The sequence below is a fragment of the Nocardia colli genome (assembly GCF_008704205.1).
Lineage (GTDB): Bacteria > Actinomycetota > Actinomycetes > Mycobacteriales > Mycobacteriaceae > Nocardia > Nocardia colli.
In genome coordinates, this window is sequence record NZ_VXLC01000001.1 from 978,441 (window position 1) to 1,000,272 (window position 21,832).

Annotated in this window: 23 protein-coding genes and 1 tRNA gene; 10 read left to right on the plus strand and 14 right to left on the minus strand. The window is 66.8% G+C overall.

What is annotated here, in order from left to right; genetic code table 11:
- Window positions 1–2 precede the first annotated feature (2 nt).
- Window positions 3–215 (minus strand): hypothetical protein, encoded by a 213-nt coding sequence (locus tag F3087_RS04680; protein ID WP_150400476.1) that lies wholly within the window; start codon window positions 213–215, stop codon window positions 3–5.
- Window positions 216–368: 153 nt separating this feature from the next.
- Here F3087_RS04680 and F3087_RS04685 point away from each other — a divergent pair, with 153 nt between their 5' ends.
- A complete protein-coding gene (locus F3087_RS04685; RefSeq protein ID WP_150400477.1) occupies window positions 369–896 on the plus strand; it encodes a peptidylprolyl isomerase in 528 nt (175 codons plus the stop codon).
- A gap of 4 nt (window positions 897–900) precedes the next feature.
- A complete protein-coding gene (locus tag F3087_RS04690; protein WP_150400478.1) occupies window positions 901–1,767 on the plus strand; it encodes a rhomboid family intramembrane serine protease in 867 nt (288 codons plus the stop codon).
- A gap of 86 nt (window positions 1,768–1,853) precedes the next feature.
- On the opposite strand, the gene F3087_RS04695 is transcribed toward F3087_RS04690, so the two are convergent.
- Together F3087_RS04695 and crgA are read right to left on the minus strand one after the other, a co-directional pair.
- A complete protein-coding gene (locus tag F3087_RS04695) occupies window positions 1,854–2,351 on the minus strand; it encodes a PH domain-containing protein (RefSeq protein WP_150400479.1) in 498 nt (165 codons plus the stop codon).
- Between the two features lie 120 nt (window positions 2,352–2,471).
- The gene (gene crgA, locus F3087_RS04700; RefSeq protein ID WP_150400480.1) at window positions 2,472–2,735 is read right to left on the minus strand and encodes a cell division protein CrgA; all 264 of its coding nucleotides are present in this window, start codon (window positions 2,733–2,735) and stop codon (window positions 2,472–2,474) included.
- Between the two features lie 173 nt (window positions 2,736–2,908).
- Between crgA and F3087_RS04705 the strand changes: the two genes are divergently transcribed.
- Both F3087_RS04705 and F3087_RS04710 read left to right on the plus strand, forming a co-directional pair.
- A complete protein-coding gene (locus F3087_RS04705) occupies window positions 2,909–3,553 on the plus strand; it encodes an aminodeoxychorismate/anthranilate synthase component II (RefSeq protein WP_150400481.1) in 645 nt (214 codons plus the stop codon).
- 70 nt (window positions 3,554–3,623) lie between these two features.
- Entirely contained in the window at window positions 3,624–4,757 is a 1,134-nt protein-coding gene (locus F3087_RS04710; RefSeq protein WP_223884815.1) for a dihydrofolate reductase family protein, read from the plus strand.
- 2 nt (window positions 4,758–4,759) lie between these two features.
- On the opposite strand, the gene F3087_RS04715 is transcribed toward F3087_RS04710, so the two are convergent.
- The 8 genes from F3087_RS04715 to F3087_RS04750 all read right to left on the minus strand — a co-directional run bounded on the left by F3087_RS04715 (window position 4,760) and on the right by F3087_RS04750 (window position 15,360).
- A complete protein-coding gene (locus F3087_RS04715) occupies window positions 4,760–5,179 on the minus strand; it encodes a CBS domain-containing protein (protein WP_150400482.1) in 420 nt (139 codons plus the stop codon).
- A gap of 173 nt (window positions 5,180–5,352) precedes the next feature.
- Entirely contained in the window at window positions 5,353–7,257 is a 1,905-nt protein-coding gene (gene pknB / locus F3087_RS04720; protein WP_150400483.1) for a Stk1 family PASTA domain-containing Ser/Thr kinase, read from the minus strand.
- On the minus strand, window positions 7,254–8,780 hold the full coding sequence (locus F3087_RS04725; protein ID WP_150400484.1) for a serine/threonine-protein kinase: 1,527 nt from the start codon (window positions 8,778–8,780) through the stop codon (window positions 7,254–7,256). The genes pknB and F3087_RS04725 overlap by 4 nt, the downstream gene beginning before the upstream one ends.
- A gap of 31 nt (window positions 8,781–8,811) precedes the next feature.
- Window positions 8,812–10,281 carry a peptidoglycan D,D-transpeptidase FtsI family protein gene (locus F3087_RS04730; protein ID WP_150400485.1) on the minus strand — a complete coding sequence of 490 codons (1,470 nt, stop codon included), beginning with the start codon at window positions 10,279–10,281 and terminating at the stop codon, window positions 8,812–8,814.
- Window positions 10,278–11,768, minus strand: a complete 1,491-nt coding sequence (locus F3087_RS04735; RefSeq protein WP_150400486.1) for an FtsW/RodA/SpoVE family cell cycle protein — start codon at window positions 11,766–11,768, stop codon at window positions 10,278–10,280. Before F3087_RS04735 ends, F3087_RS04730 begins: the two co-directional genes overlap by 4 nt.
- Window positions 11,768–13,279 (minus strand): PP2C family protein-serine/threonine phosphatase, encoded by a 1,512-nt coding sequence (locus F3087_RS04740; RefSeq protein ID WP_150400487.1) that lies wholly within the window; start codon window positions 13,277–13,279, stop codon window positions 11,768–11,770. Before F3087_RS04740 ends, F3087_RS04735 begins: the two co-directional genes overlap by 1 nt.
- Window positions 13,276–13,743 (minus strand): FHA domain-containing protein FhaB/FipA, encoded by a 468-nt coding sequence (locus tag F3087_RS04745; protein WP_014980860.1) that lies wholly within the window; start codon window positions 13,741–13,743, stop codon window positions 13,276–13,278. The genes F3087_RS04740 and F3087_RS04745 overlap by 4 nt, the downstream gene beginning before the upstream one ends.
- Before the next feature lie 204 nt (window positions 13,744–13,947).
- The gene (locus F3087_RS04750; protein WP_150400488.1) at window positions 13,948–15,360 is read right to left on the minus strand and encodes a DUF3662 and FHA domain-containing protein; all 1,413 of its coding nucleotides are present in this window, start codon (window positions 15,358–15,360) and stop codon (window positions 13,948–13,950) included.
- 227 nt (window positions 15,361–15,587) lie between these two features.
- On the opposite strand from F3087_RS04750, the gene F3087_RS04755 reads away from it, so the two are divergent.
- The 3 genes from F3087_RS04755 to F3087_RS45820 all read left to right on the plus strand — a co-directional run bounded on the left by F3087_RS04755 (window position 15,588) and on the right by F3087_RS45820 (window position 16,174).
- A tRNA-Leu gene (locus tag F3087_RS04755) sits at window positions 15,588–15,673 on the plus strand.
- A 111-nt stretch (window positions 15,674–15,784) separates the two neighbouring features.
- Window positions 15,785–15,988, plus strand: coding sequence for a hypothetical protein (locus tag F3087_RS04760; RefSeq protein ID WP_150400489.1), 204 nt, complete (start codon window positions 15,785–15,787; stop codon window positions 15,986–15,988).
- 21 nt (window positions 15,989–16,009) lie between these two features.
- Complete coding sequence (locus F3087_RS45820; protein ID WP_191093766.1) at window positions 16,010–16,174, plus strand: hypothetical protein; 165 nt, start codon at window positions 16,010–16,012, stop codon at window positions 16,172–16,174.
- Between the two features lie 38 nt (window positions 16,175–16,212).
- Here F3087_RS45820 and F3087_RS04765 read toward each other — a convergent pair whose 3' ends face one another.
- Window positions 16,213–16,995 (minus strand): hypothetical protein, encoded by a 783-nt coding sequence (locus tag F3087_RS04765; protein ID WP_150400490.1) that lies wholly within the window; start codon window positions 16,993–16,995, stop codon window positions 16,213–16,215.
- A 177-nt stretch (window positions 16,996–17,172) separates the two neighbouring features.
- Between F3087_RS04765 and F3087_RS04775 the strand changes: the two genes are divergently transcribed.
- Entirely contained in the window at window positions 17,173–18,306 is a 1,134-nt protein-coding gene (locus F3087_RS04775; RefSeq protein WP_150400491.1) for a hypothetical protein, read from the plus strand.
- Window positions 18,307–18,424: 118 nt separating this feature from the next.
- Entirely contained in the window at window positions 18,425–19,534 is a 1,110-nt protein-coding gene (locus F3087_RS04780) for a restriction endonuclease (RefSeq protein ID WP_150400492.1), read from the plus strand.
- Between the two features lie 24 nt (window positions 19,535–19,558).
- Here the strand turns inward: F3087_RS04780 and F3087_RS04785 are convergent, their stop codons facing one another.
- A complete protein-coding gene (locus F3087_RS04785) occupies window positions 19,559–19,954 on the minus strand; it encodes a hypothetical protein (RefSeq protein WP_150400493.1) in 396 nt (131 codons plus the stop codon).
- A gap of 371 nt (window positions 19,955–20,325) precedes the next feature.
- On the opposite strand from F3087_RS04785, the gene F3087_RS04790 reads away from it, so the two are divergent.
- Window positions 20,326–21,078, plus strand: coding sequence for a site-specific integrase (locus F3087_RS04790; protein WP_150400494.1), 753 nt, complete (start codon window positions 20,326–20,328; stop codon window positions 21,076–21,078).
- Between the two features lie 174 nt (window positions 21,079–21,252).
- Here F3087_RS04790 and F3087_RS04795 read toward each other — a convergent pair whose 3' ends face one another.
- Window positions 21,253–21,825: a PIN domain-containing protein gene (locus tag F3087_RS04795; RefSeq protein ID WP_150400495.1), complete on the minus strand. Its 573-nt coding sequence runs from the start codon at window positions 21,823–21,825 to the stop codon at window positions 21,253–21,255.
- Between the last annotated feature and the right edge of the window lie 7 nt (window positions 21,826–21,832).

Genomic DNA, 21,832 nt, shown 5'->3' on the forward strand with positions numbered 1-21,832 from the left:
GCTCAGCGCCCGTTCTCCAGGCCGGCCCCGGCGACCGGGGCCGGCGCGGAGCCGTTGCGCGAGTAACCGATCCGTGGCGGCGCCGGGGCGGGCGCGGGCGGTTGCGGCCGCTTACTGCGTATCAGCCACGCGACGCTACCCGCCAGCGCGACGGCGGCCGCGACGATGAGCCGGTTACGAGTACGTGCGGATACATGTAGGGGCCCCAAGGTCATTGGCCCATGCTGGCACAACCGGGCCGTTCATGCAGTAGCGCCAGCTCAGCGTCGCGTAATCGGTTGCCGAACTCGGCCACCCGCACGACCCGACACGGGCGGCACCGGACGGTGCGCCGAGGTTCCTGGGCGGCGGGACCGTAGCATTGCGGCGTGACCTCACCGAATCAGACCGCTGTGGCGACGCTGCACACGAATCGCGGCGACATCAAGATCTCGCTCTTCGGTAACCACGCGCCCAAGACGGTCCGCAACTTCATCGGCCTGGCCGACGGTTCCGCGCCGTACACCACCGCGAACGCGAGCGGCGGCAGCACCGGCCCGTTCTACGACGGCGCGGTGTTCCACCGGGTGATGGCCGGGTTCATGATTCAGGGCGGGGATCCCACCGGTACCGGGCGCGGCGGACCGGGCTACGAGTTCGGCGACGAATTCCACCCGGAACTGCGCTTCGACCGCGGCTACCTGCTGGCCATGGCCAACGCGGGACCCGCGACCAACGGGTCGCAGTTCTTCATCACCGTCGGCGCCCAGCCGCACCTCAACCGCAAGCACAGCATCTTCGGCGAGGTCGTCGATCCCGAGTCGCGCAAGGTGGTCGACGCGATCGCCACCACCGCCACCGACCGCAACGACCGCCCGCTGGAATCCATCGAAATCACCAAGATCACGATCGAATGAGCTCATGACCGACCAGCCGCCTGCGCCGACGTGCGTTCGCCATCCCCAACGTCCGACCGGCCTGGCGTGCACGCGCTGCGGACGGCCCGCCTGTCCCGAATGCCTGCGCCCCGCGGCGGTCGGCCAGCACTGCGTCGATTGCCTGCGGCAAGAGCGGCGTGACGTGCCACCGGTCCGCACCGTCGCCGGTGCGCCGGTGGCCAGGGCGTCGCTGCCCTACGTGACCTACGCGCTGATCGCGATCAACGTCGCGGTCTTCGCCGTCACCGCCGCCCAGGCGAAGAGCCTGGTGAACAACCGGGCCTCGGCGTTGTTCACGGACTGGGTGCTGTTCCCGCCGTTGGTCGCCGACGGTCAGTGGTTCCGGGTGATCGGTTCGGGCTTCCTGCACTACGGTCCGATCCACCTGCTGCTCAACATGTTCGCGCTGTATGTGATCGGCCGCGACGCCGAGCTGGTGCTCGGTAGGCTGCGCTATCTCGCGGTCTATCTGGTGTCCCTGCTCGGCGGCTCGGCCGCGGTCATGGTGTTTTCCCAGGACAGTGCGACCGCCGGCGCCTCGGGCGCGGTGTACGGCCTGTTCGGCGCGATCACCGTGATCCTGATCCGGCTGCGGCAGAACCCCAATCAGATGCTGATCCTGATCGGCATCAACGTGTTCATCAGCTTCTCGCTGCCGGGCATCTCGCTGTGGGGTCACCTCGGCGGCCTGGCCGCGGGCACGCTCGCGACGCTGGGCATCCTGTTCCTGCCGACCTGGCTGCGCGCGAAATCCCAGGACACGGCGCGGCTCATCGGCTGGGTCGCGGTCGCGGTCGTCGCCTTGGTGGCGGTCGGCGTGACCGGCGCGACGGCGATGTCCCTGACCTGATTCGACGTTCGGCGCGGCTTCACGTGAAACACGCGAAGCCGCGCCGAAGTTCTGCCCAGCCTGTGTATAACTCCGGCCGAAACGGCTCAGCGGGTGCCCTCAGCCGACAGTCGGAGGGTGTGGACCAGGGTGTCGTAGACGTCATCGGGCCGGGTGCCGAGATCCCAGCGGCCGAAGATCAGCAGCCGTTCGGTGCCGTCGTGATCGACGTCGATCTCCAGCATCGGCATCTTGCGACCGAGGCGGCGATAGTCCACCACCCGCGCCCGGATGATCTGGTCGCGTACGTATTCGTCGGCGCCCAGCAAATTGCGCACAACCATGCGCGGGTCGGCCCCGGGAATCACGGAAAGCCGAGGTCGCTGCCGGAATCCCAGTCCGGCCAGCACCAGCAGTCCGGCGGCGGCCAACCCGACGAGCAGTCGGCTGGCGGCCTCGTTGGCGAGGATCGCGGCGACCGCCAGCACGATGCCGCCACCGGTGACCGCGACGAGCGCGGGGGTCGGCGTGGTCCACGCGAGTCGCGGCGTGGCGTCGCGCGGCGCGGAATCTGCCGACTGGGGATCAGGAGAATCCGGTGTCACGCGTCACTTTCCCCAATCGGTCCTCGAGTTGTCCACAGGTTCATCCACAGGTGTGTATGAATGACACGTCTGTAACCCAGATGTGGTGTCCGGTTCACCGGAAACAACCCAGATGTGGTGTCAGCGCCACCGCATGGTCATGATCAGACCGACCACCATGAGGCCGAAGCCGATCAGGAAGTTCCACGCGTTCAGATCGTTCATCCAGCCGATGTGGTCGGCCGCGAGGTAGTACACGAGCAGCCAGGCCAGGCCGGCGAGCATGAACCCGAGCATGATGGTGACGTACCAGACCGGCGACGGCCCGACCTTCACCTTCACCGGAGTCCGGCTGGCAGGGTTGATCGTGTAGTCGGTCTTCTTCCGGACCTTCGACTTGGGCATGACGTCCTCGTATTTCGGCGTGCAGGTCGGTACCGGCGGGGCAGGCGCGGGTGGGTCGTGCGGAGCTCGCTCGCCGCAGTGGACGAGGCTCTGGCACCCTCCGGTGTGTGTCTAGGCTATCCCAACTGGTAATGGATGCGACGCGGCGGCGTGCGGGGACGTAATCTCGGACCATGCGTGTTCTGGTCGTCGACAATTACGACAGCTTCGTGTTCAACCTGGTCCAGTACCTCGGGCAGTTGGGTGTCGAGGCCGTGGTCTGGCGCAACGACGACCCGAACCTGGCCGAGGTGGACGCCGTCGTCACCGAATTCGACGGCATCCTGATCAGCCCCGGGCCCGGCACCCCCGATCGCGCGGGCGCCAGCATCGACCTGGTGCGGGCCTGCGCCGCGCACAATGTCCCGCTGCTCGGCGTGTGCCTGGGCCATCAGGCCATCGGCGAGGCGTTCGGCGCCACGGTGACCCGCGCGCCCGAACTGCTGCACGGGAAGACCAGCTCGGTGTTCCACGTCGGCGCGGGCGTGCTGGCCGGCCTGCCCGACCCGTTCACCGCGACCCGCTACCACTCGCTCACCGTGCTCGAAGACACCCTGCCCGCGGAGATCGAGGTGCTCGGCCGCACCGAGTCCGGCATCGTGATGGCCATGCGGCACCGCACCCTGCCGATCCACGGCGTGCAGTTCCACCCCGAATCGGTGCTGACCCAGGGCGGGCACCGGATGCTGGCCAACTGGCTCGGCGTCTGCGGCGAGCGCCCGGCGGAGAGCCTGGTGGAAATGCTGGAGGCGGAGGTCGCCGCCCTGGTGCTGCAATGAGCGCCGGAACCGGGCTGGTCGGTGGCGCGGAGACGCAGGCAGCGCAGTCGCCGGATTCGCGCAGCGCGGCATGACGGTGACTCGTCCGCACGTGCTCCTGTCGGTCGCGATGAGTGTCGATGGATACATCGATGACGCGAGCGCCGAGCGGCTGCGGCTGTCGGGCACGGCCGATTTCGATCGGGTCGATCAGGTGCGCGCGGACTCCGACGCGATCCTGATCGGCGCGGAGACGTTGCGGCGCGACAATCCCCGGTTGCTGGTGGACAGTGCCGACCGGCGGGCGACGCGGATCGCCGCGGGCAAGCCGGAGTTCCCGCTGAAGATCACCGTCACGGCAAGCGGAGACCTGGATCCGGGCCTCAGGTTCTGGCACCACGGCGGCGACAAGCTTGTGTACACCACCGATGCGGGTGCGACGCGGCTCGGCGACCGGTTGTCCTGCCTCACTGAAGTCGTTTCTCTCGGTACCGAACTCGACTTCGGCGCACTGCTGGACGACCTCGGTCGCCGCGGCATCGCCCGGCTCATGGTCGAGGGCGGCACCCGCATCCACACCGCCTTCCTCGCCGCCGACCTCGCCGACGAGTTGCACCTGGCCGTCGCGCCGCTGCTGGTCGGCGACCCCGGAGCACCCCGATTCCTCGACGCCGCAAGCTATCCCGGCGCCCCGCACCGCCGGATGCGGCTGGCCGATGTCACCCAGGCCGGTGACGTCGCCGTGCTGCGCTACCTGCCGAAGCCGGAAAACCAGGCAGACCGCGACATTCGATACCTGCGGCGGGCGATCGAACTCGCGCGCCTGTGCCCGCCGAGCGACACGGCGTTCTCCGTCGGCGCGGTGATCGTGGCCGACGACGTCGAGATCGCCACCGGATACTCCCGCGAGACCGACGCGAAGGTGCACGCCGAGGAGTCCGCGCTGGACAAGCTCGACGCGGACGATCCCCGGCTGTCCCGCGCGACGATCTACACCACCCTCGAACCGTGCTCGCAGCGCAGCACCGCGACCCGCCTGCCGTGCACCGACCGGATCCTGCGCGCGGGGATTCCCCGGGTGGTGCTGGCCTGGCGCGAACCCGCGACCTTCGTGGCCAATTGCGTCGGCGTGGAGAAGCTACGACAGCAAGGCGTCGAGGTGATCGAGCTCCAGGAACTGGCCGACGAGGCGATGTCGATGAACCGTCACCTCGATCTGTCCTGAACCTAGGGCCGGCCGTAGATCGCCGTCACGAACTCGCCGAGCTGATTGTCGTCGAGGTGCCTGGCCAGGTCGGCCTCGCTGATCATGCCGACCAGGCGCTTGTGGTCGATCACCGGCATCCGCTTGACCCGGTGAATCTCCATCGCGTCCAGCACGTCCTCGACGTCGGCCTCGGCGTCCACCCAGCGCGGCGTCGATTCGCAGAGTTCCGCGGCGCGCGTGGTGGCCGGGGAACGGCCCTGCGCAATGCATTTCACCACGATGTCGCGGTCGGTGATGATCCCGCACATCCGGTCGTTGTCGTCGGCGATGACGAGCGATCCCACGCCGAGTTCGGCCATCACCCTGGCGGCCTTCCCGACGGTCTCGTCCTTCGAGATCCACTGCGCACCGGGTTTCATGATGTCCCTGGCGGTCGTCATGGGGCTTCCTCCTCGCTAGTCAGCACTGCTGATCCGGATGGAGCAAGACCGATTCTGCCGCTGATAACACCGACCGGTCGGTGCTTTGAGCTAACTGATCCCGATAAAAAGCCAGGTGCCACGACATTCACTGTTGTGGCACCTGGCTTCGGTCTGACTACGCGGGGGACCGGTCAGGGTGGTCCGAGGACGCCTACGCCGACAACCACTGTTCCGTTCTTCGGGATCGACCCACTCGCGGACGGCTGCTGACTCAGAATCCGGCCGACGCTGCTCGTGTCGAACGTCCCCTGCGGCGACTGGCTGATCTGGCTCTGCGTGCCGGTCCAGCCCTCCGCCCGCAGCTTGTCCACCGCCTGCGCGACGGTCAGCCCGACCAGCGAAGGCATCTTGATCTGATCGCTGGACACCTGAACGGTGACCGTTGAGCCCTTCTCCGCGCTCGCGCCGCCTGCCGGGCTGGTCGAGAGCACCTCGCCCTTGGGCCGGGAGGACGGCACTTCCTGGATGGTGATCTTGAATCCGGCGCTGTCCACCAGGTTCGGCTTGGCGACGTCGATGTCCTGGCCGACCACGTTCGGCACCCGGACCGATTCCGGGCCGCCGCCGATGGTGATGACGATGGCCTTGTCGACGTCGACCCGGGAACCGGCGGACGGATCCTGCCCGATGACCTTGTCGACGTCCTGCGCGCTGGACGGCTTCTTCTGGACCTGCGGGTCCATCTTCAGGTTGCCGTTGCGCAGCGCCACCTCGGCCTCGGCCTGGCTCATCCCGTCGAGCTTGGGCACCTGCACCTGGGCCGGGCCGGTGGAGACCTGCACGGTGACGGTGCTGCCCTTGTCCTGCCGGGATCCGCCGAGCGGCGCGGTGGCGATGACATTGCCGGTCGCGACCTTGCTGTCCGGCTTCTGCTGGATGGCGACCTTGAAGCCCGCCTGCTGCAACACGTCGGTCGCCTGCTGCGAGGTCTTGCCCGAAAGGTCCGGCACCGCAATCTGATCCGGCTTGCTGCCGGGGCCGACCAGCACCCAGAACAGCGCGAGCAGCACCGCGACACCGGCGGCCGCGGCGATCCCGATGTAGAGCGTGCGGCGCGGGCCGCCCTGCTCCGGTGGTCCCTGCTCGGCGGTGTCGTCGTTGCGCTCGACCGTGCGGTAGCTGCGCGGCGCCGGCTCGTCCGAGCCGAAGACGGTGGTGCGATCCTCGTCGGTCATCACCATCGGGGCGATCGGCTTCTGCCCGCCGAGCACCCGGATCAGGTCGGCGCGCATCTCGGCCGCGCTCTGATAGCGGTTGGCCGGGTTCTTGCTCATCGCCTTGAGGATCACCGAGTCGAGCTCGCGCGGCACGCCGGGATGCACGTGCGACGGCAGCCGCGGGTCCTCCCGGACATGCTGGTAGGCCACCGCGACCGGCGAGTCACCGGTGAAAGGCGGCTCCCCGGTGAGGATTTCGAACAGCACACAGCCGACCGAGTACACGTCGGAGCGGGCGTCGACGGTCTCGCCGCGCGCCTGTTCGGGCGAAAGGTATTGCGCGGTACCGATCACCGCGGCGGTCTGGGTCATCGGGTTGGCGCTGTCGGCGATCGCGCGCGCGATGCCGAAGTCCATCACCTTCACCGCGCCGGCCCGGTTGATCATGATGTTGGCCGGCTTCATGTCGCGGTGCACGATGCCGGCCTTGTGGCTGAAATCCAGTGCGGCACAGACGTCCGCGACGACCTCCATGGCCCGGCGCGGCGGCAGCGGACCCTGGCCGCGCACGATATCGCGCAGCGTGTCGCCCTCGACGTACTCCATCACGATGTACGGCAGCGGGCCGTCGTCGACCTTGGCCTCGCCGGTGTCGTACACCGCGACGATGGCCGGATGATTCAGCGCGGCGGCGTTCTGCGCCTCCCGCTTGAACCGCAGGTAGAAGGTGGGGTCGCGGGCCAGGTCGGCGCGCAGCACCTTGATCGCCACGTCCCGGCTGAGCCGCAGGTCCCGGGCCTTGTGCACCTCGGACATGCCGCCGAACCCGATGATCTCGCCCAGCTCATAGCGGGAGGAGAGATTCTTCGGGGTCGTCATTGTTGTCCTTGCGAAGAGTTATTGGGCGCGCTCGGGGTGGCCGCGGGGCTCCGGCCGTTGTTGTTCCCCGGAAATGGTATGTCGATCGTGGGAATTCGGGGCAGGGTGGTGGCCGGAGTCGTCGTCGACGGCTTCGTGGTCTTCGGCGGCGTGGTCGTGCTCGGCGGCGGGGTGGTCGTCGTCGGCTCGGGCGTCGTCGTCGGTGGTTCGGTGGTGGTGGTCGGCGCCTCGGTGGTGGTAACCGGCGGCGGCGGAACGGGTTTCGGCGTCGTCGTGCTGGTCACCGGCGGCGGTGGCGGTTTGGGCGCCGTGGTGGACGTGGTGGCCGGCGGCACCTTCGAATCGGGGTTCGTGTCGCCGCCGAACATCAGGTACAGCACGACCGCGAGCAACAGCACCGCGCCGCCGCCGAGCGCGGCCATCCACTTCTGCGTGGTGGTGAAGCGCTGACCGTTACCCGGTGCGACCTGATTACCGCCGGTGCCCGTGTTGAGCATCGTCGCGGGCGCACCGGTGCCGTTGCCGTAGCCCGCGTTGCCGAGGGCCGCACCGGCGGGCGCGGAGTAGTGCACCGTCGCACCGTCGAAATCGGTTGGCGTGGACGGAATCGCGACGGTCGGCCCGGGCGGCAGCACCCGGGTGGCGCCGGTCATCGACAGCGACGGATTGGCTCCGGTCGGGGTCGGCGGCCTGCGGCCCGCGCGGACCGCGGCCACCGCGTCGGCGAATTCGCCGCCGCGCGAATAGCGGCTCTTCGGGTCCTTGCTCATGGTGATCTCGATCAGCTCGCGCACATTGGCGGGCAGATCGCCCGGCATCGGCGGCGGCGTCTCGCGCACGTGCTTCATCGCGACGGTGATCGCGCCGTCGCCGCTGAACGGACGGGTGCCGGCCAGCGCCTCGTAACCGACCACGCCGAGCGAGTACACGTCGCTGGCCGCGGTGGCGTCCTCGCCGACCGCCTGCTCCGGCGCGATGTACTGGGCGGTGCCCATCACCATGCCGGTCTTGGTCACCGGGGAGGCGTCCACGGCCTTGGCGATGCCGAAGTCGGTGATCTTCACCTGACCGGTCGGCGTCACCAGGATGTTGCCCGGCTTCACGTCGCGGTGCACCACGCCCGCGCGGTGCGCGACGTCGAGTGCCCGGCCGGTCTGCTCCAGCATGTCCAGGCCCTGACCGACGGAGAGCCGGCCGAGCCGGTTCAGCACCGTGTTCAGCGGCTCGCCCTGCACCAGTTCCATGACCAGGTAGGCGGTTTCGCTGCCCTGCGGGTCGGTGGTCTCGCCGTAGTCGTAGATCCCGGCGATCCCAGGGTGGTTCAGCTGGGCGGTGGTCCTGGCCTCGGTGCGGAACCGGTGCCGGAACGTGGGGTCGGCGGAGAACTCGGATTTGAGCACCTTGACGGCCACCCGGCGGTCCAGCCGGGTGTCCAGCGCCTCCCAGACCTGGCCCATGCCGCCGGTCGCGATCAGGCGTTGCAGGCGGTAGCGGTCGGCGATCATCGCACCGTTGTTCAGCATCCCCGTACCTTCACTCGCACATCCATATCGTTCAGCTCCCCCGCAGACCGGCGTCCAAGACCGCACGCGCGATCGGCGCGGCCACCTTGCCGCCGGTCGCGCCGAGCGCCCGATCCCCGCCGTTCTCCACGATGACCGCGATGGCGATCTTCGGGTTCTGCGCGGGTGCGAAGGCGATGTACCAGGCGTGCGGTGGGGTATTGCGGGGATCGCTGCCGTGTTCGGCGGTGCCGGTCTTGGACGCGATCTGATAGCGGGCGGAGGACTGGCCACCGGTGGTGTTGGTCTCCGACGCGATCATCAGATTCGTCAGCTGTGACGCTACCTGGGCGTTGAACGCCTGGCCGAGCGAGACCGGCTTGGTCTTGGACAATTCACTGAGGTCGGGCCCTTGCAGCTGGTCGACCAGGTGCGGCTCCATCCGGACGCCGCCGTTGGCCACGGTAGCCGCGATCACCGCGTTGTCCAGCGGGGTCAGCGCCACGTCGCGCTGACCGATGCTGCTCTGCGCCAGCGCGGCATTGTCGGCGATGGTGCCGACCGTGCTCTCCGCCACCGGAATCGGGATGCCCCGGTTCTCGCCGATGCCGAAGGCCGCGGCCTGGTCCTTGAGCTTCGCCGCACCGACCTTGACGCCGAGCTCGGCGAACGCGGTGTTGCAGGAGAACCGGAACGCGTCGTACAGCGAGGCGGTCTGGCCCGAGCCACAGGTGGAGCCGCCGTAGTTCTCCAGCGTGGTGCTGGTGCCCGGCAGGGTGATGTTCGGCGCCGCGGTGAATTGATCCTCCGGTGTCGCGATGTTGTTGGCCAGCGCGGCCGCGGTGGTCACCACCTTGAACGTGGAGCCGGGCGGATAGGTCTGCGAGACAGCCCGATTCAGCATCGGCTGGCGCTCGTCCGCGCTCAGCTGCTCCCAGGACTGGGTGCCGCGCGCGCCGTCGTGGCTGGACAGCTGGTTCGGGTCGTAGCTCGGGGTGGACACCATGGTCAGGATCCGGCCGGTGCTCGGCTCGATCGCCACCACCGATCCGGTGAAGTTCTTGCTGGTCAGCTGGTCGTAGGCGACCTGCTGCATGGCCGGGTCCAGGGTGGTGAGCACGTTGCCGCCGCGCGGATCCCGGCCGGAGACCATGTCGACCAGCCGCTGTCCGAACAGGTGGCTGTCGGAGCCGTTGAGCACCGAATCCTCGGCCCGCTCCAGCCCGGTGGTGCGGTACTGCATCGAGTAGAAGCCGGTGACCGGCGCGTACGCCTCGGGGGAGCTCGGGTAGGTGCGCAGGTACTTGTAGCGGTCCTCGGTGGCGACCGAGTTGGCGAGCACGGTGCCGCCCGCGGAGATCTGCCCGCGCTGGCGGGAGTACTCGTCGAGCAGCACCCGGGAGTTGCGCGGATCGGCGCGATAGTCGTCGGCCTTGATCACCTGCACATAGGTGGCGTTGAGCAGCAGCGCGACGATCATCAGCATCACCGCCATGGCGACCCGGCGTAGGGGAGTGTTCACGTCGCTGGCCCCGCTTCCGGTCGGCCCGCATCGGGCTTGCGCAACAGTTCGGTGGTCATCTCCGCGATCGGGGCCGCAGGCACGGCCTTGCGGGCCGGCGCCGGTGCGCGCGCCGCGTCCGAGACCTTGATGAGCAACGCCAGCAGCGCGTAGTTGGCCAGCAGCGAGGAGCCGCCGTAGGACATGAACGGTGTGGTCAGACCGGTCAGCGGAATCAGCTTGGTGACACCGCCGACCACGACGAACAGCTGGATCGCGACGGTGAACGCCAGGCCCGCCGCGAGCAGCTTGCCGAAGCTGTCCCGCACGGCGAGCGCGGTGCGCAGGCCGCGCACGATGAGCACCAGGAACAGGACGAGCACCGCGGTGAGCCCGATCAGGCCGAGCTCCTCGCCGATGGTGGTGATGATGAAGTCGGTCTTGGCGAAGGGCACCTGATTGGGGCGTCCGCTGCCCAGGCCGGTGCCGGCCAGACCGCCGGTGGCCAGCCCGAACAGCGACTGGGAGATCTGATAGCCGGTGTTGTTGTAGTCGTCGAACGGGTGCAGCCAGGTCTGGGTGCGCACCTTGACGTGGCTGAACGTCTGGTAGGCGAAGAAGAAGCCGAGGGTGAGCAGCGCGCCGCCGATGATCAACCAGCCGACCCGCTCGGTGGCGATGTAGAGCATCACCAGCACCGTGCTGAAGATCAGCAGCGAAGTGCCCAGGTCTTTTTCGAAGACGAGCACGCCGACGCAGACGATCCAGACCACCACGATCGGGCCGAGGTCGCGTCCGCGCGGGAACTCCATGCCGAGCAGGTGCCGCCCGGCGGCGGTGAACAGGTCGCGCTTGGCCACCAGCACCGAGGCGAAGAAGATGATCAGCAGGATCTTCGCGAATTCGGCCGGCTGGATGCTGAATCCGGTGATCTTGATCCAGTTCTTCGAGCCGTTGATCTCGGAGAACCGGGCGGGCAGCACCGCGGGCAGGGCCAGCGCGATCAGCCCGACCAGGCCGAGCGTGTAGCCGTAGCGGGCCAGCGTGCGGTAGTCGCGCAGCACGATCAGCAGCACGACGAACACCACCATGCCGAGCGCGGTCCACAGGATCTGCTGATTGGCGTCGGGGGAGGGCATCGACCACGAGTTGTAGGCCGCCTCCTGCTGATCGGCCAGGTCGAGGCGGTGGATCAGCACCAAACCGAGTCCGTTGAGCAGCGCGACGATCGGCAGCAACAGCGGATCGGCGAACGGCGCGAACCGGCGCACCGCGAGATGGGCTACCCCGAACAAACCCAGAAAAGCCAGGCCGTACTTGGCGATGTCCCAGGTGACCGATTGCTCCTGACTGGCCTCGACCAGGAACAGCGAGACCGTCGTGATCACCGTCGCGCCCGCGAGCAGCAACAGTTCGATGTTGCGTCTCGTGCTCGGCGGCGGCGCGGGAGCGAAGCCGCCGGGAGGACTGGGAAAAGCCCCAGCGGACGGCGGTGCCGGCGCGGACATCAGTCCGTCACCCGGCAGTTCTCCCCCGCGATCTGGGGGTTCGGCGACGCGGACGCCGACGGAACCGGGGTCGGCGTCTTGATCTCGGGGCCCTTCGCCTCACCGTTGCCGGGCACCGCGGGCGGTGCGGGATCGGCGGTCGGGGCGGCGGCGGTGCTCGGCGCGCCGGGTGTCGGCGCGGGCGGGGCGGCCGGCGGCGAGGACTCCGGCGTCGGCAGCACACCGGGCTGCGGCACCGAGGTCTTCGCCGGGCAGGCCGGGAGCAGCTCGCCCTGCGAGATGGACCGCATCTGTTCCTTGGCCCGATCCAGCGAACCCGGCGGCAAGCCCTTGCCGACCTGTTCGCGACCGGTCTGCTTCAGGTCGGTGACCTTCAGCTGCTTGCACGAGGACGGCAGATCGGCGCCGGGATCGACCAGGGACAGCTCCCCGGTCTTGGTGACGCAGCCGACCTGATTCACGTCGTGGATCGAGTAACCGAGCACCGAACCGGGTAGGCCGCGCAGGATCACCACCGAGCCGTTGTCGGCGCCGACGTAGTAGTTGCTGCGAATCATCTTGTAGCCGACCAGCAATCCGACGCCGACCGCGACCACCAGCGCGAACGCCAGGACGATCCAGCGCAGCTTGCGCGCCTTGCCCTTCGGCTCCGGCTCGGGTGTCGCGGCGGCCCGGCGCGGCGCGGCCCGCGGCGGCCGCATGGCTGCCGCGCGTCCGGCCGCGGTGTTCGGCGGCGGCGTGTCCTCGTCCACCCCGGACGCGGCGCCGGCCACGATCGGATGACTCTGGCCGTAATCGAGATCGATCACATCGGCGACGACGACCGTGACGTTGTCCGGTCCGCCGCTGCGCAGCGCCAGCTCGATGAGCCGGTCCGCGCATTCGTCGGTGCTGCCCTCGCGCATGGTGTTCGCGATGGTCTCATCGCTCACCACATCCGAGAGGCCGTCCGAGCACAGCAGATAGCGGTCCCCGGCGCGCGCCTCGCGCATGATCAGCGTCGGCTCGATCTCGTTGCCGGTGAGCGCGCGCATGATCAGCGAGCGCTGCGGGTGCGTGTGCGCCTGCTCCGGGGTGATCCGGCCCTCGTCCACCAGCGACTGGACGAACGTGTCGTCGCGGGTGATCTGGGCCAGCTCGCCGCCGCGCAGCATGTACGCGCGGGAGTCGCCGATGTGCACCAGGCCGAGCTTCTTGCCGGCGAACAGGATCGCGGTGAGCGTGGTGCCCATCCCGTCGAGTTCGGGCTCCTCCTCGACCTGATCGGCGATGGCGGCATTGCCCTCCCTGGTCGCCGAATCGAGCTTGCCGAGCAGATCGTCGCCCGGCTCGTCGTCGTCGAGGTGGGCCAGGGCGGCGATCATCAACTGCGACGCCACCTCGCCCGCGGCATGGCCACCCATGCCGTCGGCGAGCGCGAGCAAGCGCGCTCCGGCGTACACGGAATCTTCGTTGTTGCCCCGGACGAGTCCGCGGTCGCTACGCGCTGCGTAGCGGAGAACGAGTGTCACGATCGCAGCTCGATCACTGTTTTGCCGACACGGACAGGAGTGCCGAGCGGAACCCGTACGGCAGTGGTGACTTTCGCGCGATCGAGGTAGGTGCCGTTCGTCGAGCCGAGGTCTTCGACGTACCAATCATCGCCACGCGGGGACAGTCGCGCATGTCTGGTCGAGGCGTAATCATCGGTGAGCACCAGCGTGGAGTCGTCCGCACGCCCGATCAGCACCGGTTGGGTGCCTAGCGAGATGCGGGTGCCGGCGAGTGAACCTTGAGTCACCACAAGAAATTTGGCGCCCTTCTGGCCCCGGCTGAAGGAGGGCAGCACCGCGGAACCGCGTGCGGCCCTGGGCTGTATCCGTATGCCGGATGCCGCGTAGATGTCGCTGCGCAAGGTGCGCAGCACCGCCCACACGAACAACCACAACAGCAGCAGGAACCCCGCACGGGTCAGTTGCAGGATCAGTCCCTGCACGGCGTTCCACCTCCTGTTCGACCGTGTATGTCGGTGCCGTAGGTGCGGTTCGACCACCCCCACCAGCATGCTGGTCTTGCCGACCCCGGTACCGGAGACGTGCGTGTGTTGGCAGCATCATAGGGCCGTAGGTCGAATTCGATCACGATACGACCGACGAATCCTGGATGGCCAAGTCGTGACCTGCATCGCGAGCTTACGGGATCAGACGATACGGATCAGGATCTCGGAGTGCCCGGCGCGGATCACATCCCCGTCGGCGAGCTGCCAGTCTTGCACGGGAGAACCGTTGACCAGCGTGCCGTTGGTGGAACCCAGATCCGAGAGCATCGCGGTCTGCCCGTCCCAGCGGACCTCGATGTGCCTGCGCGAGACGCCGGTATCGGGCAGCCGGAAGTGCGCGTCCTGGCCGCGGCCGATGATGTTGCTGCCCTCGCGCAACTGGTACGTGCGGCCGCTGCCATCGTCGAGCTGAAGAGTCGCCGAGTAGCCCGATCCCGCCTGCGGGGCAGCCGGATACGCGGGCGCGGCGCCGTAGCCGGGCTGCGCGCCGTAACCGGGCTGCTGCGAGTAGGCCTGGCCGTAACCGCCCTGGTCGTCCTGGCCGTAGGCGCCCGGCTCGGAGTAGGTCTGATCGCCGTAACCGGGCTCCTGGTAGCCCTGCTGGCCGTAGCCCGGCTGGGCGTAGCCCTGGCCTTGCTGGCCGTAGGCCGGATCCGCGTAGGCCTGATCGCCATAACCTTGCTGGCCGTAGCCCTGCTGCTGGCCGTAACCCGGCTCCTGATAGCCCGGCTGACCGTACGCGGCAGGCTCTTGGTAGCCCGGCTGGCCGTACGCGGGCTCCTGGTAACCGGGCTGGCCGTACGCGGGCTCCTGGTAGCCCTGCTGGCCGTAGCCACGATCGGCATAGCCCTGCTGCTGGCCGTAGCCCGGCTCCTGATAGCCCGGCTGGCCGTACGCCTGGCCACCCTGCTGGTAGTCGTAGCCGTTCTGGTAATCGCCGTAACCCTGCTGGCCCTCGGGTGCCGCGCCACGCGCATAGTCCTCGCGGTACGCGCCGTTCTGTGCACCACCGCGACCGGCAGGCGGTGGGGCGTACCCGCGGTTGCGTGGATCGGACTCCGCGGGCTCACGGCTCGGGTCATAGCCTGAGTTCTGCGTCATGGGGCCAGCTCCTGGTTGCGGGTTTGCAGGTCGTTGTGGCGTGGGTTCAGGGCCCCGAGCTGCTGTAGCTCCGCGACCGACGTCCGGGTCGACCCGGCCGCTAGCCCTGAACTGTCCGGTGTGCAGCGTAGGGGATGCCTCGAACGCCACGTGTACTTCGCCGTAGGTCTGCCAGCCTTGCTCGCGGATGTAATCCTGCAGGTGTTTGGCGAACGCGCGGGTGGTGAGGTCGTGATCGGCGTCCAACTGCTGATGATCGGAAGAATTGATAGTGATCACATAACTGTTGGGCGCCAACAGATGTCCGCCGTCGAGCTCTTGGACATGATCGGCAGCCTCGCGCTGCAGCGCCGCCTCCACCTCCTGGGGCACGACGTTGCCGCCGAACACCCTGGCGAACACATCACCGACGGCGCCCTGCAGACGACGCTCGAACCGTGAAACGATGCCCATCTCGGCCTCCCTTCGGTGAGCGTCTCTTCTGCTGATTCGTAACAACGACACACGTGTATGGCGTGTCGCGTATCGAGCACGTTCATTGCATGATATCCACGATCGTCCACACCTGTAACTCTTGGAAAGATCAGCAGGTTCCCGCGCTTGTCCAGCCCCCGCGTCACGGCCCCCCACACGCGATTTCGTCCTGACGCAGGGTGCGTGATACTGTCTCCGAGTCGCTCGGGCGAGTGGCGGAATGGCAGACGCGCTGGCTTCAGGTGCCAGTGTCCTTCGGGACGTGGGGGTTCAAGTCCCCCTTCGCCCACCACATAAGCGCAGGTCAGGGCTGAGATCAACGATCTCGGCCCTGTTTGCGTACACACTCCGGTACACAACGGATCTGAGGGGATTCGGCGTCGCGAACCGCTAGGACGCGACCATGGCACTACGCCGCACCCGAATCGCCCCGCTCCCACAGGGACCGACACCCACCCCGCACACCAGCGCCGCGGGCATCACCACATGGAAAGTGCGCTATCGCATTCCGCGCGCCGGCCGGACCGTCGAGACCTCACGAACTTTCGAGAACCTGCCGCGCGCGGCGTGGTTCGCAATCCTGCTGGTCAACCCTGGCGCGGTATAGGCCGAGGCGATCCTCGAGGCCATGCTCGCCGCCGAGGCCGCAGGCATTCACTTCGTCCTGTTGCGTGACTATCTGCACAGCTACGTCGACGGCCTGATCGGGATCGAGGCCGAAACCGGGCGCAATACCGGCGATTCATCGACCGCGACAGGCGACGGTGAGGCGCCCTCGCTAACCGGCTGGTAGTGCGGTGATGAGCGCGCCCCGCCGTCTCGCGGAGGGGGTCAGTGCCGCCGGAGAAGTCGTCGCCAGGCAGGTGTGGTCTGCGCCGCTGGTGAGGGTGTCGTGTTGGCTGCGGCGGGCCAGTCGCCCCAAACCCCGGTCATGGTGGTCCGTGCTGGGCCTTCACCGACGATGCGGTTGCCGATTGTCCAGGTGGCGGGCTCGTCATCCAGTTGGGCGGCGGCTAGTCCGCGGCCGTGGGTGACGGCTGCTTCTGGGGTGGGGTGTAGGGAGAGGTGCACAACCCTGCCGGTTGCCGCGGTCACGACCAGCACGCCGAGTTCGACGGAGGTTTTGTCGCGGGCCAGGCGTGCGTGCGCGGCGAGTGCGCCTCCGGGTGCGGCGCCGAAGCGGTTGACGACCTCGGCGCGGTTGTCGGTGAGTTCGAGCCACAGGCAGCGCCGGGCGATGGCGTCCTCGGTGGCGTCGAGTTCGCGGATGAGGTCGGCCATAGCCGGTGGATGTTCGGCGGCCCATCCCAGGATCAGCCGTTCGTCGGCGCAAGCGTCCCAGTACGGGAGATTCATGCGTGCGTGCGCGCCGCGGACCGTTGTCTCCCAGTCGTAGTCAGGATCGGAGACTATGCGCCGCAGTGCGCGCAGTGCTTCGGTCGGCTGGTAAGCGTCGTCAAGGATGACGCTCGCGCGCTTGCGCACTGCTGAGAGAGTGCGTTCGGTGTGTTCGGCGACCTCTTCATCGGGCAGATCCTGGCGGAGTGCGTCGATGAGTAGCTGATAGTCCTCGGCACACCAGATGGTGCCCTGCCGCGCCCGCCCTGTTGTCATGACCGAATAGTGCCATCGGGCACCGACATTCACGGTGCGTAGAGCGGAGGCTATGGAGATGACCGCCCGCACCTAGAAGGCACTGTCGAGCGGGTGGTCCGTACACCTGGTCGCGAGACACCGATGCGTTCAAACGGCTACGTGCTCATGGGCAAACCGTGACAATACTTACTCCGGATGGTCGACAACGGTGCTTTCGCCGCAGCGCCTGCGGCGAATGGTCATCCGCCCAGCTCGGGCATGGGCGTCGTCGCGGCGAACCTCGGATGCAGACACATTCATGTTCATCAGGAAGGGGGCGGTATGAGAAGCGAATCGGAGATCGCTGTGTACGAGGCACTGAAACCCGATTATCGAAGAATCGTGGATACGGTCGATCTGTTTCCGCGTGGCATCCAAGCGAGACTGATCGCGAAGATGACACACCCACGTTCGTGGGAAATCGATAAGTACGACATTGATTCCCAATATGTCAAAGCCGTCCGTGCCAAGCTGGCGAGACTCGAGTCGAAAGGTTTCGTCACGATTGAACGGACCGCCGAGTACGGAAACATCTACCGCCCGGTGAACAGTCAGCTCGATATGGCGACCTGGACATTGGATCAGGGGCGGGAGTACTACGCCGAGCGGCATGCCCGCCGCATCGGTGCCGATCAACTGGCGGTCGCGGCATATTCGATGGTGCTCGGAGTATGGCGAAACACGATTGTCGAGGATGCGCACGCGAGCAGCGGGCTCGGTCGCATCAGCGATGGCGAGATGTTCGCCGCGAACGTTGCCATCTTCCGTATGATGTGTGATTTTCTGGGGGCAGCTGATCGGACATATGCCGCATGGCATCGACTGTCTCGCGAGGTAATCCGTCCGGATCGGATCGCGGCAGGCTCAAGGACCGTCGCGGACCTGCTAGGCGAGTACTACGAAGAGTGGGCGAGAGACGCAGCAAGCGCGGTGATGTACTACGCCGAGCTGACCGAGTGCGACGACCACGACATGGAATGGTTCATCGCGGTGAAGTCCTGCTTCGGCAGTGTGCAAGGGAACTGGTTCGGCATGCCGGACTGGCCGCGAGTCGTGGATGCGTTTGTCGGGAAAGGGTTTTCAGGACTGCGACCATTGGAGGAGTACGACGAAAGCGAGATCGAAAGGTCCCCGAGACTGGTCGAACGAGCGCGTACGCCGCGAGTACTGCCGATTCCGGCCGAGGAATTGAGCGCCGGATTGCTGGACGGTCCGGACCGTATGGATCCAGAGGTCCTGGGTTGGTGCATCGGTGACGGAATTGGATTTATACGCGGCGGGCGCGAGTAGAGCGCGCGAAAGCGCGGAGGTTGGACGGCCGGCTACCCTACGTTCACTCGCGAATCGACGTAGACCAGCAACCACTGGTCGACTGCGGGCACCGGGATGAATAGGTAGCATCGGCCGCATGTCGGCGGCCAGCTCGCTAGAGAGCCTACAGGCGGTTTACAAGGCCATGCAGCAACTTGCTGGCCAGACGCCGCAAGACCGCGGGCGGCGGTTCAACGGTTGGCTCGCAGACCTGCTTCGGGACTACGGAATCGATGCCAGAGAGAATCAGCGGTCCGTTGGCGAGATCGATGTCGTTTTCGCGATCGGCGATACGCGCTACATCCTCGAAGCCAAGTGGTCGAAATCCAAAGCCGACACCGGACAACTAGCCAAGCTGCACAAGCGGGTGAGGCAGCGACTCAGCGGTACCTACGGTGTCTTCGTCTCGATGGCTGGCTACACCGGTGAGGCGCTCAGTGACCTGGTGCACGGCGATCGGCTCGAACTGATTTTGCTCGACAGTGAACACATCGAAGCCATGCTCGGCGGGGAGATCAGTCCTCAGACACTGTTGTCAGAGTTGCGCGATGCGGCGGCGTTCACGGGGAGGCCCTACACGCCGATGTCAGTTGTTCGCAGCAGAGCAGTCAATGTTACTGGTCGACCTGTCTCTAAAACCGTGGTGCACATCGAGGAAGCCTTGGAAGGGGCCGGTCCCGCGCTGCCGTCCTGGGATCCGCAACAGTCTCTACGGGCAAATCCCTCGGGACTGTATGTGACATTCGAAGGGCGCCAAGGGATTTACTGGGTCCTCGTCGCGATCCTGCTTCTGGCCAGCGTCGTCGCAGCGTTGGGTGTGATTGGGGGGCCCGGCCTTTGGCGAGTGGTCTCCGGTGTTCTAGGCATAGTGGCGCTGTGCCTGGTCGGGGGGTTCTGGCGCATGGCGATGCGGCCGGTCCGACTGGAGATCGGCGCAGCCGGCATCCAGGCTTTCTTTCCGAGGAACTGTGCCTGGATGCCGTGGGATCGGGTCGACCGCGCGGAGGTCGTCCGGGTGGACGGCAATCTTGCCGTTGTCGCGTGGAGTATGTACGCGACGGTGTATCCCACGGCTGGTGAGGCCGGGATGGGCGCGCACTATGTGCCGTCCGTTGGTGCCGTTGCGCTTTGCCCTCTAGGCCCATTGCGGGCCAAACGGCACGATGTGGCTCGAGCGCTGCAGCTCTATGGCAAGGGGCGATGCTAGGATTTGCGCGGATTCGACTACATGTCAGCCTGCTTTCACCGCATATCGGTTGTCCATCAATTCATTCCATTGACCTGCCGAGCGTGAACGGCCCAGCGCGCTGCGTAAGCGGGGAAGCTCGCCCGGACATCGATGTTCCTGCATGTATTCGACAGTAGGTACGGGATGCCGTGCGCCACAAGGCTTTCTGCTGCACGAGACAGAAGCGCCGCCGCCGCATTCGGCGCACGGGATACCCGGTCGAGGCGGCGGGGCCGGTTCCATCGTGGGGAACTGGTCGATCCATCGCCGCATCTCCGCGCTGTCCTCGAACAGCGTCTGTGCGATGTGTACCGAGATCGGAGAGGCGATCTCGATGCTGACCACGATGCTGGAGTGCGGATGGGGAGTGTCCTCGCTGATCGAGAAATAGTGCTCCACCGTGTTCACAGTGAGTGCGAGCCCGTTGCCGGGCCCATCGAACTCGAGGAGTTCACCTACCCGGGGAACCGCGGCCGCGGTCACTTGGAACGACAGCGCGGCGTCGTAACCCGGTAGCGCCGGGACACCGTGTACTGCACCCAACCCTGCGGAACTCTCCTGGACGCGCGAGACACAACTATCGGACTCTACTTCTGCCGACGCCGCCAAACAGATCGTTTCACGGCAACCGGAACAGCAGTCGGCACGGCGCGGCATCACACCCCGGCTTCAACGGTGGGAACCGACCAGATCCCACCGCGCCGAGCTTCATTGGTGTTACCGCATGGCCAGAGGTCACACAGTTCACCGATGCCGCATGGGTGTTGTCGTTGCAGGACAAGGGGAACAGCGGTAAGACGATCGCGAACAAGCACGGGTTCTTCGCTTCGGCGATGGCCGCGGCGGCGCGGATGCGCCCGAAGCCGTTGATCGCCTACAACCCGTGTGAAGGGATGCGGTTGCCGCGTCACGACAGCGCGGAGATGGTGTTCTTCGAGCTGGCTGAGTACGAACTGTTCCTGTCGGCGATGCCGCAGCGTTGGCATGCCCAGACCGAGTTCTCGTTGGCGTCGATGGCTCGTCCTAGCGAGGTCGGTGCCCTGACGCTCGGGGATGTCAATCGTGGCACTGGCGCGGTGCGGATCAACAAGGCGTTCAAGTACGCCGGGACCCGGCGGAGGTTGGGTCCGCCGAAGACCAAGCGTGGTGTGCGCACGGTCAACGTTCCATTTGAGACGTTGGATCTGTTGGATCTGGACCGTCCGCATGACGCGTTGTTGTTCCAGACCCGTCGTGGCACGCCGATTCGTCCGGCGTATTTCTATCAGGAGGCGTTCCTGTCGGCGTTGCGGGAGCTGGTCGAGATCGACGACCAGGGCCACATCGTCGTGGATCGGTTGGTGGTAAGCGGCCGAGTCCGTACACGTTGCGGCATAACGGGATCAGTTGGCGGTTGTTGGGTGGTGTGCCGATGTTCGTGGTGTCCCGCGATGCCGGGCACGACTCCTACGACACGACCTACCAACGGTATGGGCATCTCGACCGCGCCGCCAGTGCTGCTGCGGCGCAAGTCGTTGCCGTGAAGATACCGCGACTGAAAGACCTGGCCCCCGATCCGGCGGTGTAGGGCTCCGAGGCCCGGTTGGCCGATCGGACCCTCGGTCAACCGGGTCGCGTGAGGTGGCTGTTGGGTGGGTTCGAAACTGCCTGTGGGCGAGGGGGAGTGCGCAGGCTGGGCATCGATCCGGCAGCAGCTGCTATGTGATGCTGCGAATGAGGTCGACTGCCTCGCCCATGCCATACAGCTTCACCAGACGATCCAGTATCTGCTCGACGGTCTCGGGTGGACGGCTGTGCCGGGATGCGATCGCCTCGACAGCGTGTAGGGCTGTATCTGGAGAGACTGATACAGCATCGGCCGCGAACGCGGCCGGTCCGAGGATCTGAATCTGGCTCGGTACCGAAACCATTGGGAAGTCGCGCATGTTGTGAGTCACGATTGCGCCGGCGTTACCGACGACCGCTGCAGCGAGGACATGCTCGTCATCGGGATCAGGAAGGCCGAAGCTGCCCTCGTGAGGTTCCCAATTCTCCACGAGGGCATCATCGAACGCCGATTGCATCGCTTCGATCAAACGGCTCGCTTGAGCCGCCGCTAGCGTCGAATCCGCACCGCGTTCAACAAGTTTTCTAGCTTCGTGGTACTCCAGCTCTTCCAGAATCGTCTCCGACCACAGCGGCCGGTACAGACCTTCGATGGCGAGCGATAGCAGGAAGTCACGCTGGAGGCTCGGCCAAAGGACACAGGTATCCAGCACTACTGCGAACATCTGCCGA

Excerpts from the sequence above, each read along its gene's own strand:
- F3087_RS04680 (WP_150400476.1), bottom strand. The coding sequence starts at position 215 with ATGACCTTGGGGCCCCTACATGTATCCGCACGTACTCGTAACCGGCTC.
- F3087_RS04690 (WP_150400478.1), top strand. The coding sequence starts at position 901 with ATGACCGACCAGCCGCCTGCGCCGACGTGCGTTCGCCATCCCCAACGT.
- crgA (WP_150400480.1), bottom strand. The coding sequence starts at position 2,735 with ATGCCCAAGTCGAAGGTCCGGAAGAAGACCGACTACACGATCAACCCT.
- F3087_RS04705 (WP_150400481.1), top strand. The coding sequence starts at position 2,909 with ATGCGTGTTCTGGTCGTCGACAATTACGACAGCTTCGTGTTCAACCTG.
- F3087_RS04710 (WP_223884815.1), top strand. The coding sequence starts at position 3,624 with ATGACGGTGACTCGTCCGCACGTGCTCCTGTCGGTCGCGATGAGTGTC.
- F3087_RS04715 (WP_150400482.1), bottom strand. The coding sequence starts at position 5,179 with ATGACGACCGCCAGGGACATCATGAAACCCGGTGCGCAGTGGATCTCG.
- pknB (WP_150400483.1), bottom strand. The coding sequence starts at position 7,257 with ATGACGACCCCGAAGAATCTCTCCTCCCGCTATGAGCTGGGCGAGATC.
- F3087_RS04725 (WP_150400484.1), bottom strand. The coding sequence starts at position 8,780 with ATGCTGAACAACGGTGCGATGATCGCCGACCGCTACCGCCTGCAACGC.
- F3087_RS04735 (WP_150400486.1), bottom strand. The coding sequence starts at position 11,768 with ATGTCCGCGCCGGCACCGCCGTCCGCTGGGGCTTTTCCCAGTCCTCCC.
- F3087_RS04750 (WP_150400488.1), bottom strand. The coding sequence starts at position 15,360 with ATGGGCATCGTTTCACGGTTCGAGCGTCGTCTGCAGGGCGCCGTCGGT.
- F3087_RS04760 (WP_150400489.1), top strand. The coding sequence starts at position 15,785 with ATGGCACTACGCCGCACCCGAATCGCCCCGCTCCCACAGGGACCGACA.
- F3087_RS45820 (WP_191093766.1), top strand. The coding sequence starts at position 16,010 with ATGCTCGCCGCCGAGGCCGCAGGCATTCACTTCGTCCTGTTGCGTGAC.
- F3087_RS04765 (WP_150400490.1), bottom strand. The coding sequence starts at position 16,995 with ATGACAACAGGGCGGGCGCGGCAGGGCACCATCTGGTGTGCCGAGGAC.
- F3087_RS04775 (WP_150400491.1), top strand. The coding sequence starts at position 17,173 with ATGGTCGACAACGGTGCTTTCGCCGCAGCGCCTGCGGCGAATGGTCAT.
- F3087_RS04780 (WP_150400492.1), top strand. The coding sequence starts at position 18,425 with ATGTCGGCGGCCAGCTCGCTAGAGAGCCTACAGGCGGTTTACAAGGCC.
- F3087_RS04795 (WP_150400495.1), bottom strand. The coding sequence starts at position 21,825 with ATGTTCGCAGTAGTGCTGGATACCTGTGTCCTTTGGCCGAGCCTCCAG.